The sequence below is a fragment of the Phycisphaeraceae bacterium genome (assembly GCA_040222855.1).
Taxonomy (GTDB): Bacteria; Planctomycetota; Phycisphaerae; order Phycisphaerales; family Phycisphaeraceae; genus Mucisphaera.
Map to the genome: position 1 here is coordinate 337951 of JAVKCD010000003.1, position 13694 is coordinate 351644.

12 protein-coding genes are annotated in these 13694 nt (G+C 63.4%); 3 read left to right on the forward strand and 9 right to left on the reverse strand.

Annotated elements, in window-relative coordinates:
• Positions 1-1350: a GTPase HflX gene (gene hflX, locus RIG82_01490; GenBank protein ID MEQ9459611.1), complete on the reverse strand. Its 1350-nt coding sequence runs from the start codon at positions 1348-1350 to the stop codon at positions 1-3.
• Between the two features lie 211 nt (positions 1351-1561).
• Between hflX and rpmB the strand changes: the two genes are divergently transcribed.
• The 3 genes from rpmB to rpoD all read left to right on the forward strand — a co-directional run bounded on the left by rpmB (position 1562) and on the right by rpoD (position 5891).
• Positions 1562-1825 (forward strand): 50S ribosomal protein L28, encoded by a 264-nt coding sequence (gene rpmB, locus RIG82_01495; protein ID MEQ9459612.1) that lies wholly within the window; start codon positions 1562-1564, stop codon positions 1823-1825.
• 205 nt (positions 1826-2030) lie between these two features.
• Positions 2031-3983: a DNA primase gene (gene dnaG / locus RIG82_01500; GenBank protein MEQ9459613.1), complete on the forward strand. Its 1953-nt coding sequence runs from the start codon at positions 2031-2033 to the stop codon at positions 3981-3983.
• An 81-nt stretch (positions 3984-4064) separates the two neighbouring features.
• Positions 4065-5891 carry an RNA polymerase sigma factor RpoD gene (gene rpoD / locus RIG82_01505; protein MEQ9459614.1) on the forward strand — a complete coding sequence of 609 codons (1827 nt, stop codon included), beginning with the start codon at positions 4065-4067 and terminating at the stop codon, positions 5889-5891.
• An 82-nt stretch (positions 5892-5973) separates the two neighbouring features.
• Here the strand turns inward: rpoD and RIG82_01510 are convergent, their stop codons facing one another.
• From RIG82_01510 to RIG82_01545, 8 genes are read right to left on the reverse strand one after another with little or no spacing between them, the layout of a single operon-like run.
• Positions 5974-6951 (reverse strand): glycosyltransferase, encoded by a 978-nt coding sequence (locus RIG82_01510; GenBank protein ID MEQ9459615.1) that lies wholly within the window; start codon positions 6949-6951, stop codon positions 5974-5976.
• A gap of 57 nt (positions 6952-7008) precedes the next feature.
• Entirely contained in the window at positions 7009-7890 is an 882-nt protein-coding gene (locus tag RIG82_01515) for a glycosyltransferase family 2 protein (GenBank protein ID MEQ9459616.1), read from the reverse strand.
• A gap of 9 nt (positions 7891-7899) precedes the next feature.
• On the reverse strand, positions 7900-8754 hold the full coding sequence (locus RIG82_01520) for a glycosyltransferase family 2 protein (protein MEQ9459617.1): 855 nt from the start codon (positions 8752-8754) through the stop codon (positions 7900-7902).
• Between the two features lie 8 nt (positions 8755-8762).
• Entirely contained in the window at positions 8763-9587 is an 825-nt protein-coding gene (locus RIG82_01525) for a glycosyltransferase (GenBank protein ID MEQ9459618.1), read from the reverse strand.
• Positions 9517-10770, reverse strand: a complete 1254-nt coding sequence (locus RIG82_01530; protein ID MEQ9459619.1) for a sulfotransferase — start codon at positions 10768-10770, stop codon at positions 9517-9519. Before RIG82_01530 ends, RIG82_01525 begins: the two co-directional genes overlap by 71 nt.
• A gap of 1 nt (position 10771) precedes the next feature.
• Positions 10772-11650 (reverse strand): glycosyltransferase, encoded by an 879-nt coding sequence (locus RIG82_01535; GenBank protein ID MEQ9459620.1) that lies wholly within the window; start codon positions 11648-11650, stop codon positions 10772-10774.
• A gap of 47 nt (positions 11651-11697) precedes the next feature.
• The gene (locus RIG82_01540; protein MEQ9459621.1) at positions 11698-12999 is read right to left on the reverse strand and encodes a hypothetical protein; all 1302 of its coding nucleotides are present in this window, start codon (positions 12997-12999) and stop codon (positions 11698-11700) included.
• A complete protein-coding gene (locus RIG82_01545; GenBank protein ID MEQ9459622.1) occupies positions 12996-13694 on the reverse strand; it encodes a hypothetical protein in 699 nt (232 codons plus the stop codon). The genes RIG82_01540 and RIG82_01545 overlap by 4 nt, the downstream gene beginning before the upstream one ends.

Sequence of the window (13694 nt, forward strand, 5' to 3'; positions counted from 1 at the left end):
TCACCTCCCCCACCCGCGCCCTTGATCTCCCGGGACCACCGCCCCCGCCTCGTCCAGCACAATCAGTCCCGGGCTGATGGCGCGCAGCTCCTCGAGCAGTCGCCCGCCGAGGCGGGCGTCGATCTGCACGCGGTCGCCCTCGTACCGCCGATCGAGCACCGTCGCCCGCGTCTCCAGGATCGACAGCGCCCGCCCGTCGATCACCGGCAGGTCCAGCGTGGTCGTGATCTGACGCCCGCGAACACCCTCCCGCAGCACCTCGATGACGCGCTCCATTCCCAAGCCCGACCGCGCCGAGATTGCCAGCGCATCCGGGTGCGCCGCCTGCTGGATCAGCAGCTCGGCGTTGCTGTGCATCTTGTCGATCTTGTTGAGCAGCAGCACCCGATGCGGCCGCGTCGCGCCGATCTCGTCGAGCACGTGATTCACCGTCTCGAGCTGCTCCCGCGCCCTCGGGTCCGCGGCATCCAGCACCACCAGCAGCACGTCGGCGTGGATCGCCTCCTCCAGCGTCGCTCGGAACGACGCCACCAGATGGTGCGGCAGGTCGCGCACAAACCCGACCGTGTCCGACAGCATCACCTGATCGCCATCGCCCAGGTCCCACCGCCGGGTCCGCGTGCTCAGCGTCGCGAACAGCTTGTCGTCCGCATACGCCCCGCCCTCGGTCACCGTGTTGAACAGCGTCGACTTCCCCGCATTGGTGTACCCCACGAGCCCGACCGTGAAGTGGTCCTGCCGCCTTGCCGCCACCTCGCGCTGCCGCCGGGCCAAGACCTCAGCGATCTCGCGCTTGAGCTGTGTCTTCTTGCGCTGCACGATCCGCCGGTCGATCTCGAGCTGCTGTTCACCCGGGCCACGGGTCCCGATCCCCGCCGGCGACCCGCCGGCGATCCGTTCGAGGTGCGTCCACATCGCCTTGAGCCGCGGGTAGGTGTACTCGAGCTGCGCCAGTTCCACCTGCAACCGCGCCTCGTGCGTCCGCGCCCGGCTGGCAAAAATATCCAGGATCAACTCCGACCGATCCAGCACCTTCCGCTCGACAACCTTCTCGATCTTCCCGATCTGCGAAGGCGACAGATCGTTCTCGAACAGAATCACCTCCGCCCCCTCGGCGTCCGCCATGACCTTCAGTTCCTCGATCTTCCCCTTGCCCATGAACGTCGCCGGGTCGGGCGTCTGCCGCTTCTGCAGCAGCTCACCCACCGGCACCGCCCCCGCCGTCTCCGCCAGAGATCGCAGTTCATCCAGCGGGTCGTGCGGGTTCACCTGCAGGCCCGGGAGCAGGCAACCAGCGAGAATCGCCTTCTCGTGCTCCACAGCGAGTTGTTCACGACGTAAATCTTGCATTAATCAACACTAACGAATATCAGAAAGAGCATTTCCGCCAGAAATGCCAAAAACCACCATTCAGCGTACCCGCCAGACCGCCCCGCCGCTCGCCAAATCCCCCTCGCAACCGCCTCTTCAACATGCTATGGTACCTGGCTCGGCCTCGATCACCCCCGAGGCCATCCACCCGCCCTCTCCGGACATGCGTCCCGGACTGTTGGAGACGACCATGCCACGCGTCTGTCAGATCACCGGCAAAAGAACCACCACCGGCCACAAGTACACCCTCCGCGGTAAAGCCAAGTACCTCGGCGGCGTCGGGACCAAGGTCACCGGCAAGACCAAGCGCACCTTCAAGCCCAACCTCCAGAAGGTCACCGCCCTGGTGGATGGCGTCCCCACCCGGATCCGCGTGTCGACCAAGGCCATCAAGTCCGGCCTCATCGTCAAGCCCGTCAAGCGGAAATACGCCTACAAGCCTGACGCCAACTGACTTTTCCCATCAGCTTTCCCACCAACATCAACCGTTTTACCCACACCGCCTTGCCACCAGCCCATTCGCAAGGCATGCTCGGGTTGGTTCGGCCTGTTGTTTTCAAGTGATTGTTGTTCATCGCGTTGTCGCGCCCTCCAGAGGGTGAACCACGGAAGACCCTCGGCTCACGGATGAGACGCACCTTCCTTGGAGGGGAGGAGCGTTGGACACCTCGACCACGATGCCCGCCAACACACGATCCTTCACATCCCACACCGGCGACGACGACAAGCAGCGCGTCCTGGATGCCAGCGACATCGTCGCCGTGGTCAGCGAACAACTCGCCATCAAGCCCAAGGGCCGCGAGTACGTCTGCGTCTGCCCGTTTCACGATGACCGCAACCCCTCCATGTGCGTTGTCCCCGAAAAGCAGATCTACCACTGCTTCGTCTGCGGCGCTGGCGGAGATGTCTTCTCGTTCATCATGCGTTACCACCGCCTGAGCTTCCCTGAGGCCCTCAAGCACCTCGCCGAACGCTCGGGGATCGAACTCACCGGCCGCAGAGATCGCCGGGACGATGGCGGCAAGTCGCTGCGTCAACGCGTGTCCGAGGCCAATCAACTGGCCCTCAAGTTCTTCCGCTCCCGCTACAACGACGAGACCATCGGCCGCACCGCCCGTGATTACGCCGAACACCGCGGCATCTCCACTGAGATGATCGAGCGCTTCGAGCTTGGCTACGCACCCGATGCCTGGGACGAGCTCGCCGAAGCCGTCACCCGTAAACAACTCGATCGTGAGGCCTTCATCGCCGCCGGCCTGATCGCCAAGCGCGATCGTGGCGAAGGCCACTTTGACCGGCTGCGCCACCGGTTGGTGTTCCCCATCTCCGATGGCCTGGGCCGCACGGTCGCCTTTGGCGGGCGACGCCTGCGCGAGGAAGACAACCCCAAGTACTGGAACAGCCCCGAGACCGAACTCTTCCACAAAAGCTCGACCCTCTACGGGCTCCATCAGGCCAAGCGGGCCATCATCGCCAGCAAAACCGCGGTCATCGTCGAGGGCTACACCGACGTGATCGCCGCCCACCAGGCCGGTCGCGAGAACGTCGTGGCCACCCTCGGCACCGCCCTGACCCCGGAGCACGTCAAAGCCCTCCGCCGCTTCGCCGAACGCATCGTCCTCGTCTTCGATGGCGACGAGGCCGGCCAGCGTGCCGCTGACCGTGCTGTCGAGGCCTTCCTCACCGAAGAGGTCGATACCGCCGTGGCCATCCTCCCTGGCGGGCAGGACCCCGCGGACCTCCTTGCCACCAGCGAAGGCGTGGAAACCTGGGACGACCTGATCGCCCGGGCTCCCGACGCCCTCGACTTCGGGCTGGGCCGGCTAGCCGCCGAGATCGACGGCGTCACCACCCTCACCGGGCGCCAGAAACTCGCCGAGCGATACGCCGAGAAAATCATCCGGCTGGGTCTCGATCGAGCCTCGGCGACCCGCCGATCCCTGATCACAGGCCGCATCGGGCAGTTGCTCGGGCTCGACGGTCAGGCGACCGAAAGGCTGCTTTCAGAGGCCAGGCGGGCAGCGAAACCGGTCCATACCCCCCCACCAGCGTCTGATAACGCTTACGTCGAGGGATTTGACGCATCTGAAGATGCTAAAAGACTGGCCTTCGCCCTAACCGGGCGTAAACTTAGACTGGCCCTAGCGGCCGAGCGGCAGGCCCTAGCATGCCTGATCCGCCACAACTTCCTGTTCACTAGGTCCTTGGATCAAGGCAGAGCGATCGATGAGTCGCTCATGCCCGGTGATCTCATCGACACGGTGCACCGGAAGCTCTACGCCCTCCTCTACGGGGCGTTGGAGGCTGGCGGATCGATCATGCTGGATCATCTGCTCTCGGACGCGGCCGAGGCCGAGGACCACGAGCTGGCAGGTTTGCTGGCTTCCCTCGGTCGAGACATCCAGGACCTGGGTCTTGACGACCCGGAGGCCGCCGAGCGCGTGCTCGAATCGGCCATGAGGTCTTGGCGGAGCGTCGCCACGCCCCGCCTCGACACACAGGAGGAAGAGAGTGTCACCGCCGATCAGATGCTCAGGGACAAGCTCGAACGAGGTCGAGCCGCAACTGGCCCAGGGCGAATTGGCGGGCAGCGTCGGGTAACGGCCCCTTAAGTTCAGGGCCTCCCGGGTATCCAAGGACACGGGCTCGGTTCACGCCGAGCCAGACACGGAAGACAAGGACGAAACGACCTCATGCTCAACCCACACCTACATCCCGCCGTGACCGAGCTGATGGCCTGCGGCCGAGCCCGCGGTTTCATCACGTTCGATCAGCTCAATGCGCTGCTGCCGGATGAGTACGTCGATCAGAACAAGCTCGCCGAACTGCTGCAGCGGATGCGCCAGGAAAGCATGCTGCTCATCGACGAGGCCCAGATCCCCAACAGCTGGCGCGGCACCGTCGGACTCGTGGCCCCGCCTCAGGACGCCCCCGGACCCACCGGTGCCGACATGATCCCTCAGGAGGAGGAGGCTCCCCCCGAGGGCGCCGCCGCCGCGGCAACCGCTCAGCCCCAGCAGCAACAGCAGGAGAGCGACTCCGAAGAGACCGAAGAGGTCGACGAGGCCACCAAGGCTGAACTCGAAAAAGCCCTTGGCGAAGCAGGCGGGAAGCGCATCGATGACCCGGTCCGCATGTACCTCACCCAGATGGGCGAGATCAGCCTGCTGACCCGCGACGAGGAAATCCGCCTGGCCAAGAAGATCGAGACCACCCGGATGATCTTCCGACGGCTGGTCCTCGAAAACGACTACTCGGTCGCTCAGTCCGTCGAGATCCTCGAGATGGTCGATGCCGGCGACCTGCCCTTCGACCGCACCATGAAGATTTCGACCGCTGAAGAGGACGCCAAGGGCAAGATCGCCGCACGGATCCCCTTCAACCTCAAGACCATCAAGCGGTTGCTCGACCTCAACCGCGAGGACTGGGAACAACTCGAAAAGCCCGGCCGCAAGAGCAAGACCGAGATCCTTCGCCTGCGTCTGCAGATCGAGACCCGGCGGATGAAGATGGCCCGCCTCATCGAAGAGCTCTCGCTGCGGACCTCCAAGATCCAGCCGCTCCTCAAGAAGCTCACCTCGATCTCCAACAAGATGAACCACCTGGTCCGGACCCTCGCCGACGCCGAGAAACACCCGGATCGCTACGACGTTGAAGACGTGATGGTGATGCGCGAGGAACTGGTCGGGCTCCGCTCCCTGATCATCGAAGACCCCGAAGATCTTACCGCCCGCGTCGCCGAGATCCGCTGCGTCTTCGACGAGTACGAGCAGGCTAAACGTGATCTCTCAGGCGGCAACCTCCGTCTGGTGGTCTCGATCGCCAAAAAATATCGCAACCGCGGCCTCTCGTTCCTGGACATCATCCAGGAAGGCAACACCGGCCTGATGCGCGCGGTCGACAAGTACGAGTACAAGCGTGGTTACAAGTTCTCCACGTACGCTACTTGGTGGATCCGTCAGGCCATCACTCGCGCCATCGCCGACCACGCCCGCACCATCCGTATCCCGGTGCACATGATCGAGACGATGAGCAAGCTGCGCAACATCGCCAAGAACCTGCTGCAGGAGCTTAAGCGCGAGCCCACCATCGAAGAGATCGCCGAGGCCGCCAAGATGCCGATCGTTGAGGCTCGCCGTGTGATGAAGATCAGCCGGCACCCCATCAGCCTCGATCGCCCCGTCGGCGAGAGCGAAGACTCCTACTTCGGCGACTTCATCGAGGACGAGCACGCGACCAACCCGTCCGAGACGGCGACCAGCGACATGCTCCGCTCCCGCATCGAGCAGGTGCTCAAGACCCTCACCTACCGGGAGCGCGAGATCATCAAGCTCCGCTACGGTATCGGCGACGGCTACACCTACACCCTCGAAGAGGTTGGCCGCATCTTCAAGGTCACCCGCGAGCGTGTCCGCCAGGTCGAAGCCAAGGCGATCCGCAAGCTCCAGCACCCGGTCCGCAGCCGCAAGCTCGTCGGCTTCCTCTCCGGCGACGAGAACGATGACGACATGCTCGAGTAGTTCAGACCCAGCACCCCTGATACAGCAAAGCCTCGGGCCACGGCCCGAGGCTTTTTCTTGCGTGTTTATTGGTCTTGGCCGCTCAGGCCGCGAGGCGGTACGAGGCCGCTGGCTCGGCAGGCGCCGCCGCGGCAATGAGTTGCTCGCGATAAACCGGATCGCTCACCCACCAGGGCTGGCGACGTGCCTCATCCCAGAGGTAGCGACTGGCGCTGCTCGGGTCGAGCTCGGCCAGGGCCAGGGCGTAGATCTTTGAACGATCATCACAGCTCTTCCAGACGGCGTAGCGATCTCGTGGATCGATCTCGCCAAGATACCGCCGACCAACCGCGACACGTTCCTGGCCCTTGCGCACGGAGCGCATGACCGAAGCGTTTTCGTTGACACGGATCGCTGATAGACCTCGACCGATGATGCTCGGCTCGAAGCCCTGCGCGAGCAGCCGGGCGTGCAGTTCAAACGTCCAGGCAAAGCGGAGGCGTGGGTCAAGCGGGCCGGCCTGATCCAGCAGACTCCGCTTGTAGAAGACCGCGCCGCGGACCGGGTCGCCTTGGGTGTGCCGGAGGAAAGACGAGAGTCGGAGCCCGCGTACCGGGAGGAGCGGGTCAGCCAGTTGCCCACACTCGTCAAGGCCAACCGCTTGTCCGATCAGCCAGGAAGCGCCATCGGAATCGCCCATCCGTCTGGCGACTTCGCTGAGCACCTGCGGCATCAGCAGCGCGTCGGCGTCGAGGAAGCCGATGATTGATCCGGTGGCGACTTCCATCGCACGATTGATCGCCTCGGCGGGTCCGGTGTCGGTGTGGGAGTCGAACCAGTTGATCTGGGCCTCGTAGCGATCCAGGACATCGAGGGTCTGATCACGCGACCCGCCATCGACGACGAGGATTTCGAGGTCGGCATAACCCTGGTCCAGCACCGAGCATAGGGTGCTTTCGAGGGTGTCCCCGGCGTGGAAGCAGGGGATGATGATCGAGACCCGCGGTCGCTGGGCGGAACTGATCTTCCGGGCGGGATTGAGCGCCTGTCGGCGACGTGCTTTGGGTCGTGGTGTTTCCATACTCAGGTTCCATCGGCGAGTCGGCGGGGTGGCGGCAAGGTCTTGGGATTACCGGGCTTAGGCGACGCGGGTGTGGGGTGGTCCATGCCAGAGGTGTGCGCGCACCTGTTGTGAGAGGAGCCACCATGGGTGGGTCAGAATCTCGATCCAGGGCCTGCGGGGCAGGGTTTCGAGGTAAGCGGCGCGCTGCTGGTAGGCTGTGCGCCGGAATACGGAAACGCGCTCGGACCAGCTTAAATCACGCGCAAAAGCGCGCTCAACGGTGACGTGATCCCCGATAAATCCGCTCGGATGCGCGCACGTTTTACTCTGCGGATGCATGCGGTAAGTGGCGAGAGGCTGGTCGATGATGACCGGGTGGTGGCCTTCTTTGAGGAGGGTAAGCCACCAGGCGAAGTCCATGGCGTAGTGGAGAGACTCGTCGAGGTAGCCGTGTTGGTGGTGGAGTTTGGGGTCCCACCAGACGCCGGGTTGGGGGAAGTGAAAGGGGCGGGTGGGTGTTCGGAGTAGCGCGGTGCGGAGGGATATGTCGCGGGAACGGGGTTCGATGAGGATGGGTTCGCCGTGCTGATCGATCTGCTGGCAGCGTCCGGCGACCCAGCGTGCCTGGGGTTGTGCTTGCTTGAGGTTGGCAACGGCGTCGAGTGAACCGGGGAGGAGGGTGTCATCGGAGCAGACCCAGGTGACGAGGTCGCCGTCGGCGTGGCGGAGTCCTTTGTTGATGGCGTGGGTCTGGCCGTTGTCGGGTTCGGAGATGGCGAGGTCGAGGTGCGGGGCGTAGTGGCGGATGATGTCTGTCGAGCCGTCGGTGGAGCCGCCATCGATCACCATGAGTTGGAGGTTGGGGTAGCGCTGATCCAGCACGCTGTCGAGGGTGGCGGCGAGGTAGTCAGCCTGGTTGAAGCTGGGGATGACGACGCTGAGGCGTGGGGCGGTCATGGTGTGTCCTCAGGCGGCGCGGCGGGTTGGTGTTGCTTGATCCGGTCTTAGCTCGGGGAGGTTCTGAGCTTCGCTGTGCTCGGTGGGTTTGGCGGCTCCCTGGTAACGGAGGACCAGCCACTCGCTGGCGAGGGTGTAGAGGAAGTAGATCGCGGAGAGGAGGAAGCCGCGGGGACCGATGCGCCAGCCGTCAAAGTCGCGGAGGCTGCGGTAGATCTCGATGAAGGGTCGGGTCAGGGCGCGGCGGAATGTGAAGCGCAGGCCGTTGCCTGCGAGGGCTTTGGCCTCGGTGTGGGCGTAGCGGGTGAGGTGGCGGCGGAGGAGTTCGGTGTAGCTGTCGGACCAGAAGTGCTGCATCGGGTTGTGGTCGTCGGCGGGGACCCGTCTGTCCTCGAAGCCGTCACGGATACGTGTGAGACGGTTGGCCCAGGGCAACACAGCGCATCGATCACGGTGGATGAGACGCTGCTTCCAGGTGAGGGTTCCCCAGACGGTGCCGTCGAGTCGCTTGCCTTTGAAGTAGAACTTCATGGGTAACGAGAACGCGCCGGCGCCGGGTTCGGCTTCGAGCATCATTCGCATCTGGGCTGCGAGCTGCTCGGGGATGGTTTCATCGGGATCAACCAAGAGGATCCAGTCGTGGCGAGCGATCTTTGCCGCAGCGGCGCGGGTGGGTTCGGCGATAGGTGCGGGGTCGACGTGGAAGACGTGGTCGGCGAAGCGGCGAGCGGTGTCGATTGAGCCATCGCTCGAGCCCATGTCGATGACGATCAGTTCATCGACGAAGGCGAGCGCGGGCAGGCATCGTTCGAGATGGTCTCGCTCGTTGCGGGCGATGACGATAGCGGAGATGGGCGTGGGCATGGGTGACCTCACGCCGCCAGTTTCAGGCGATTGCGTACCTTGTGACGGATTCGCTGGTGCCAGGGCATCCACTGTTGACGGACCCAGTCGAGGTGCTTGAGCAGTCCGGGGGGCGGGTCGGTGTTGAGGGTCGGGTCGATGCCGCGGAAGGGGAGGAACTTCAGGTTCCTGGCGCGCCAGCCGGAGGTGTGGACCTGCGGCTGGTAGTTGATGGAGTGTTCGGCGGTGGAGGGGTGCCAGGGATGAAAGAGCTTGATATCGGGGTTCCAGCGGGCCATGACGCCTTGGGCCTTGAGGCGGGTGTAGACGTCGAGACAGTTGGCGTGGAAGCCGGTGGCGAAGATGGGATGGGTGTCGTAGCCGTTGATGGCGAGCAGGTGTTTCTTGCGGATGGAGAGGCAGGCGCCGTGGTTGGAGGGGTTGGTGATGGTGCAGACGGATCGGAGATGCTCGATATCAACCTGCTCGCGGTGATCCTCTCTGGCCTCGTTGTAGCGGTAGCAATAGACGGCGAGGTTGTCGGTCCGTTGGTGGTCCTGCCATAGCCTGCTGAGGAAGTCGGGTTCGACGATCACGTCGGCGTCGATGATGACGAGGACTTCGCCACGGGCTTCGGTGATGCCGCGGTTAAAGCAGCGGGAGGCGTGGTAGGTGTCGTTGCGGCCCAGAGTGATGGCGCGGAAGTTGGGGTGCTGACTGAGGCGGTTCTGGAGGTCGGTGTGGATGGCGCCGCCGTACTCGACCCAGAGGAGTTCGACGTCCTCATGCGGCAGGTCTTGAGCTGCCATGAAGTCGATGGCGTGGAACTGTTCGCGGAATCCGCCGTCGACCATGAGGACCGTGATCTTGGGTTCCGTGGTGTTGTGGCTCATGCTCCGGATCACTCTCAACAGGCGGCGGGTCGCCAGAGGGGGTCATCGGGTTGGGTGGAGTGGGTGATGCAGCGATGTTCCCTGCTAGTCTTATGGGGCTTGTCAGGCGGCGACGGGTCTTGCGTGAGATGCGATGACCTGCATCAGCGATCGTTCCCAGCCATCCGAGTTCTCGGACGCGGTTGAGCAAGGTGAGGTTATGGCGAGCCCATGATGAGCGGATCGCTGGGTCGCGGGCGAGCAGATCGCTAAGTGATGTTGTCGTAATCCGCTGGGACCAGTTCGGGCGATGGGCCTCGATGGGGATTCGTAGTTGATCGCGGCGGTATCCGAGTGTTGAGAGGGTGTGGTCGCTGAGTTCGTCAAGGTAGTCCCTCGCACATCGCCAGAGCTGAGCATCCGAGAGCGAATAGGACCAGCGATCTGCGTGTGCGGCATCGGGTGAGAGTTTCTGATGCGCGTTGGTGGGGTCGCCGAGGGCCCATGGGAGTGAGCCTGACCGGGCGTAGTTGAGCACGCTGTCGTCCCAGGGGATGTCGAGATTCGCTAGGAGTTTCCTGAGTGTTTCCTGGGGTGAAGCAACGAGGCTTTCATAGTGCAAGATCTGGTCGACGACGCCCGGTGTCTGAATGGCTTCTGCGAGCAGGTTGGGCGCAGCGAGCAGGTCGTCAGCGGAGTCATAGAGGTGATACCAGCGATCACCGACCCAGGTGTTGACGATCGAACAGAGGACAGCGAGAGGATTTCGGATGAGCAGGATGATTCTTGCTTCGGGGAAGAGTTCTCGGAGTTCTCTGAGAACGAGGTAGTACCTCGGTGTCTTGTCCATGAAGACCGAGGCGTTCTGTTGATCGCACCATGCGTTGTAGCGTGCCATGAGTCCGTGTCGGGCGGTCTCGATGTATGCAAGTCGTCCTTCGGGGAGAGCATCGAAGGCTCTCGTAAAGGTGGCGGTCTTAAATCGGGCATCCCAGAGGTCCGGTCGTATGGGGAGTAGGGCGTGGAGCGCGAGCCAGGGTTCGCCGACGGTGGCAATGTCGGGATGAGTACCGAGCATGCGTTGTAGTAGTGTTGAGCCGGCGCGAGGCTGGGAGACGAGGAAGATCAGTCGATGTTCGGGTTTTTCGGGTGTTGTGCTGGTCATGTCAGGCAGCCTGTCTCGACCATGCTCTCAAACTGAAGCGGAGGGCATCTTTGAATCTGAGTTGCCGGAATGATCGTTGTGCTGCACGTTTGGCGAAGGCCTGTTCGAGCCGGTCGAAGCAGAGGTTTGCGGCTATTCGCTGAGAGGTCTGGAGTGAGTCGATCGTGCTCTGATGCTTACGGCGGATGTGATTGACCGCATCCAGATGTCTTTCGGGATTCTGCCGGGAGATGCCCGCGGGATGCAGGCGGTATTCAGAGCCGAGGTGAGCGCAGAAATGGCTGGTGGCGCCGGCGGTGGCCATGCGGATGCGGAGATCCCAATCCTCATAGAGATTTAGCTTCTGGTCGTATCCTCCGACTTGCTTGAAGAGATCTCTGGGCATCAACTCGTTGCGGTAGACGATGCCTTTGGGATAGTCGCGGGCGAGTAGTTTGTCGAGAGTGTTGCCCTGCGGCAGAGCAGTTCCCTCTGCCCAGTCTGCGATGATGTGCCCATCCGAGTCGATCGTCCGGAAATCTGAGAAGACAATCGTCTGGACTGGCAGTGCCCTGAGTAGCTGGAGTTCGGTCTCCAGGCGTGTGGGGAGCATGCGATCGTCGCCGTCGAGGTAGGTCATGAGGTCGCTGGTGCAGAGAGAGGCGGCATGGGATTTGGTGGCGGAGACGCCTTGGTTGTTGTCGTGGAGGGCGTAATCGATGAGGCCGGGGTGCTCGGAAGCGTAGGCCTGGATGAGCTGCTGGGAGTTATCGGAGGAAGCATCATCGATGATGACGATCTGGTCGGGCCGTCGGGTCTGCGCGAGGACGGAGTCGATGGCCTCGCGGAGGTAGTCACACTGGTTATAGGAAGTAATGAAGAGGCTTAGCGTGGGCGGCATGGCGGACCCTCGGTGTGACGTGACTTGATGGTCATCGATCTGTCGGCTCAGGCGGCGGCAGCCTCTTGGTGGTGGCGGATGATCGGACGCTGGTCCTGGCTGAGGTCGGACTCGCGGTGGGTCTGGACCAGGTGGTCGCGGGTGTGGTGGAGGAGGTCTGCGGTGATGCGGACGATCTCGCTGACGGTGACGGAAGCGGGGATGGCCCGGCAGCGGTAGAGCTCGCGTCGTGGGTCATCGTCGCGGAGCAGGAGGTCTTGGCCGAGGTTCTGCCAGCGGGTGCGCGGCATGAGGTCGATGACGGCCCCGGCGTGGGCGGAGGGCAGGAGCATGTTGGAGCCGTGGACGCCTATGACGACGTGGCTCGATGCGTAGCGCTGGCACCACTGGCGTTCGATGGCTGGTGTGATGCGGGGTTCGCGGAGGTCGTTGATGCGCGCGTTCCATGACTCAGGTTCGCCGGGGCCGACGATGGCGAAGTCGAGGGCGGGGAAGCGTTTGGTGAGTTGAGCAGCGAGGGCTTCGATGTGCTGTTTCTGGGTCATTCGTGGGTCTGGTGTGGTCGCCAGACCGATGCGATTGAGCCATGTGTTGACCTTTGCGCGTCTGCGTCCTGCTGGGATGGGTTCGGGCCAGGTGCGGTCGTCGCGCCAGATGAAGGTGATGATGGGTTTCGTGCTGGCGTGCTGCCAGTTGGACTGGGGAAACGGAGCAACACTGGTGAATCGCTCGATGGTGACATCGCGGGGTGCTGGGTGGGGTGTGGCGTGGCTGAGTTTTGCATCGTCGAAGAGGCTGAGCTTGTCGTGGACCCAGTGGTCGAGTTTGGCGGACCATCGGGAGCCTGTGGCTTGGGGCCAGTCGACGGACCAGATTTCAGCGACGCCTGGGGGCACCATCCAGCGGAGGTAGCTGGGGACGAGGGCGATGATGTCGTGATCGGGGTGCTGTTCGAGGTCGCGTTGCAGGCTGAGGAGTTTGAGCAGGCCGTGGCCGTAGAGCCGGTCGAGGGCGTTGACGAGGAGTGGTCGTTGGAGGGTTCGGAACTTCTCGACCTTGATGGAGGGGAGGGTATCGAGGTGGTGTTGGCTGTAGCTGTCGGCGAGCCAGGTGGCAAACCAGGGTGCGGTGTCGGCGTTGAAGACTTCGCCTGTGTCGGCATCGAGTGTCATGGGGGTGAGCAGGCCGTTGCCAGCGGGGAGATCGACGTAATAGCGCCGGTTGCACTCGGGGCATGAGGCTTCGGCGAGGCATCTCATGCCGGGTATCGCCCAGCCGTGCGCGTGGAGGCCCGACCCGTCGTGGGGACAGGCGGCGTCGAGCGGCGGGCTCGGCGTGAGGCGGATCACGCAGCGGCCTTGTCCTGCCCGGTGAGGCGGAGCATGCCGGCGAGTCGGCGTGGCAGTGACTCGGAGGGTCGGGCGTTCTGACGGGCGCATCGAGCCATCCAGGCGTGGGTGTTGGCTTCCTGGCAGTAGCGAGCGACAAGGTTTTTCGCTTTCTGCGGGACGGCGATAATCACATCATCGTGAACGACGATGTAGGGATTGCTGGCGGTGCGCAGGGCGTCGATGACCTGGGTGATCGTCGGCCAACTGGCGATGCGATGAGGCCGCTGGGGTGGGGAGAGGAACAGGCGAGCACCTTCGATGAGGATGACGTGATCGCGGGCGTCTGAGCGGATCATGGCGAGTTCGTCAAGGAGAGGACACTCGTCCTGCGCGGCCTCGCCGAAGGTGTCTCCGCCAGACCAGTGGGCGTCGAGCCAGAAGATGGCGTCGCTATCGAGTTGGTCAAGGACTTTAGGCAGAGCGGATCGCGTGTCGCCGAGGGTCCAGTGGATGTTGCCATCGGGCCATCGCCTGCGGGCGGCCTGGTAGATAGCCTCCTGGGCTTCGATGGTCCAGACGTTGTCGAATCGTTGTCCGGCCCAGAGGGCGGTGTCGCCCTGGAAGGTTCCGGTTTCGATGAAGCTTCGGTAACCGAAGGCGTATTGGAGTTGGAGGATGAGGTCGCGGGGCGCTCCCATTTGAACGATGCCCAT

Excerpts from the sequence above, each read along its gene's own strand:
- RIG82_01510 (MEQ9459615.1), bottom strand. The coding sequence starts at position 6,951 with ATGGAAACACCACGACCCAAAGCACGTCGCCGACAGGCGCTCAATCCC.
- RIG82_01515 (MEQ9459616.1), bottom strand. The coding sequence starts at position 7,890 with ATGACCGCCCCACGCCTCAGCGTCGTCATCCCCAGCTTCAACCAGGCT.
- RIG82_01535 (MEQ9459620.1), bottom strand. The coding sequence starts at position 11,650 with ATGCCGCCCACGCTAAGCCTCTTCATTACTTCCTATAACCAGTGTGAC.
- RIG82_01520 (MEQ9459617.1), bottom strand. The coding sequence starts at position 8,754 with ATGCCCACGCCCATCTCCGCTATCGTCATCGCCCGCAACGAGCGAGAC.
- rpoD (MEQ9459614.1), top strand. The coding sequence starts at position 4,065 with ATGCTCAACCCACACCTACATCCCGCCGTGACCGAGCTGATGGCCTGC.
- rpmB (MEQ9459612.1), top strand. The coding sequence starts at position 1,562 with ATGCCACGCGTCTGTCAGATCACCGGCAAAAGAACCACCACCGGCCAC.
- RIG82_01525 (MEQ9459618.1), bottom strand. The coding sequence starts at position 9,587 with ATGGTCGACGGCGGATTCCGCGAACAGTTCCACGCCATCGACTTCATG.
- RIG82_01530 (MEQ9459619.1), bottom strand. The coding sequence starts at position 10,770 with ATGACCAGCACAACACCCGAAAAACCCGAACATCGACTGATCTTCCTC.
- hflX (MEQ9459611.1), bottom strand. The coding sequence starts at position 1,350 with ATGCAAGATTTACGTCGTGAACAACTCGCTGTGGAGCACGAGAAGGCG.
- RIG82_01545 (MEQ9459622.1), bottom strand. The coding sequence starts at position 13,694 with ATGGGCATCGTTCAAATGGGAGCGCCCCGCGACCTCATCCTCCAACTC.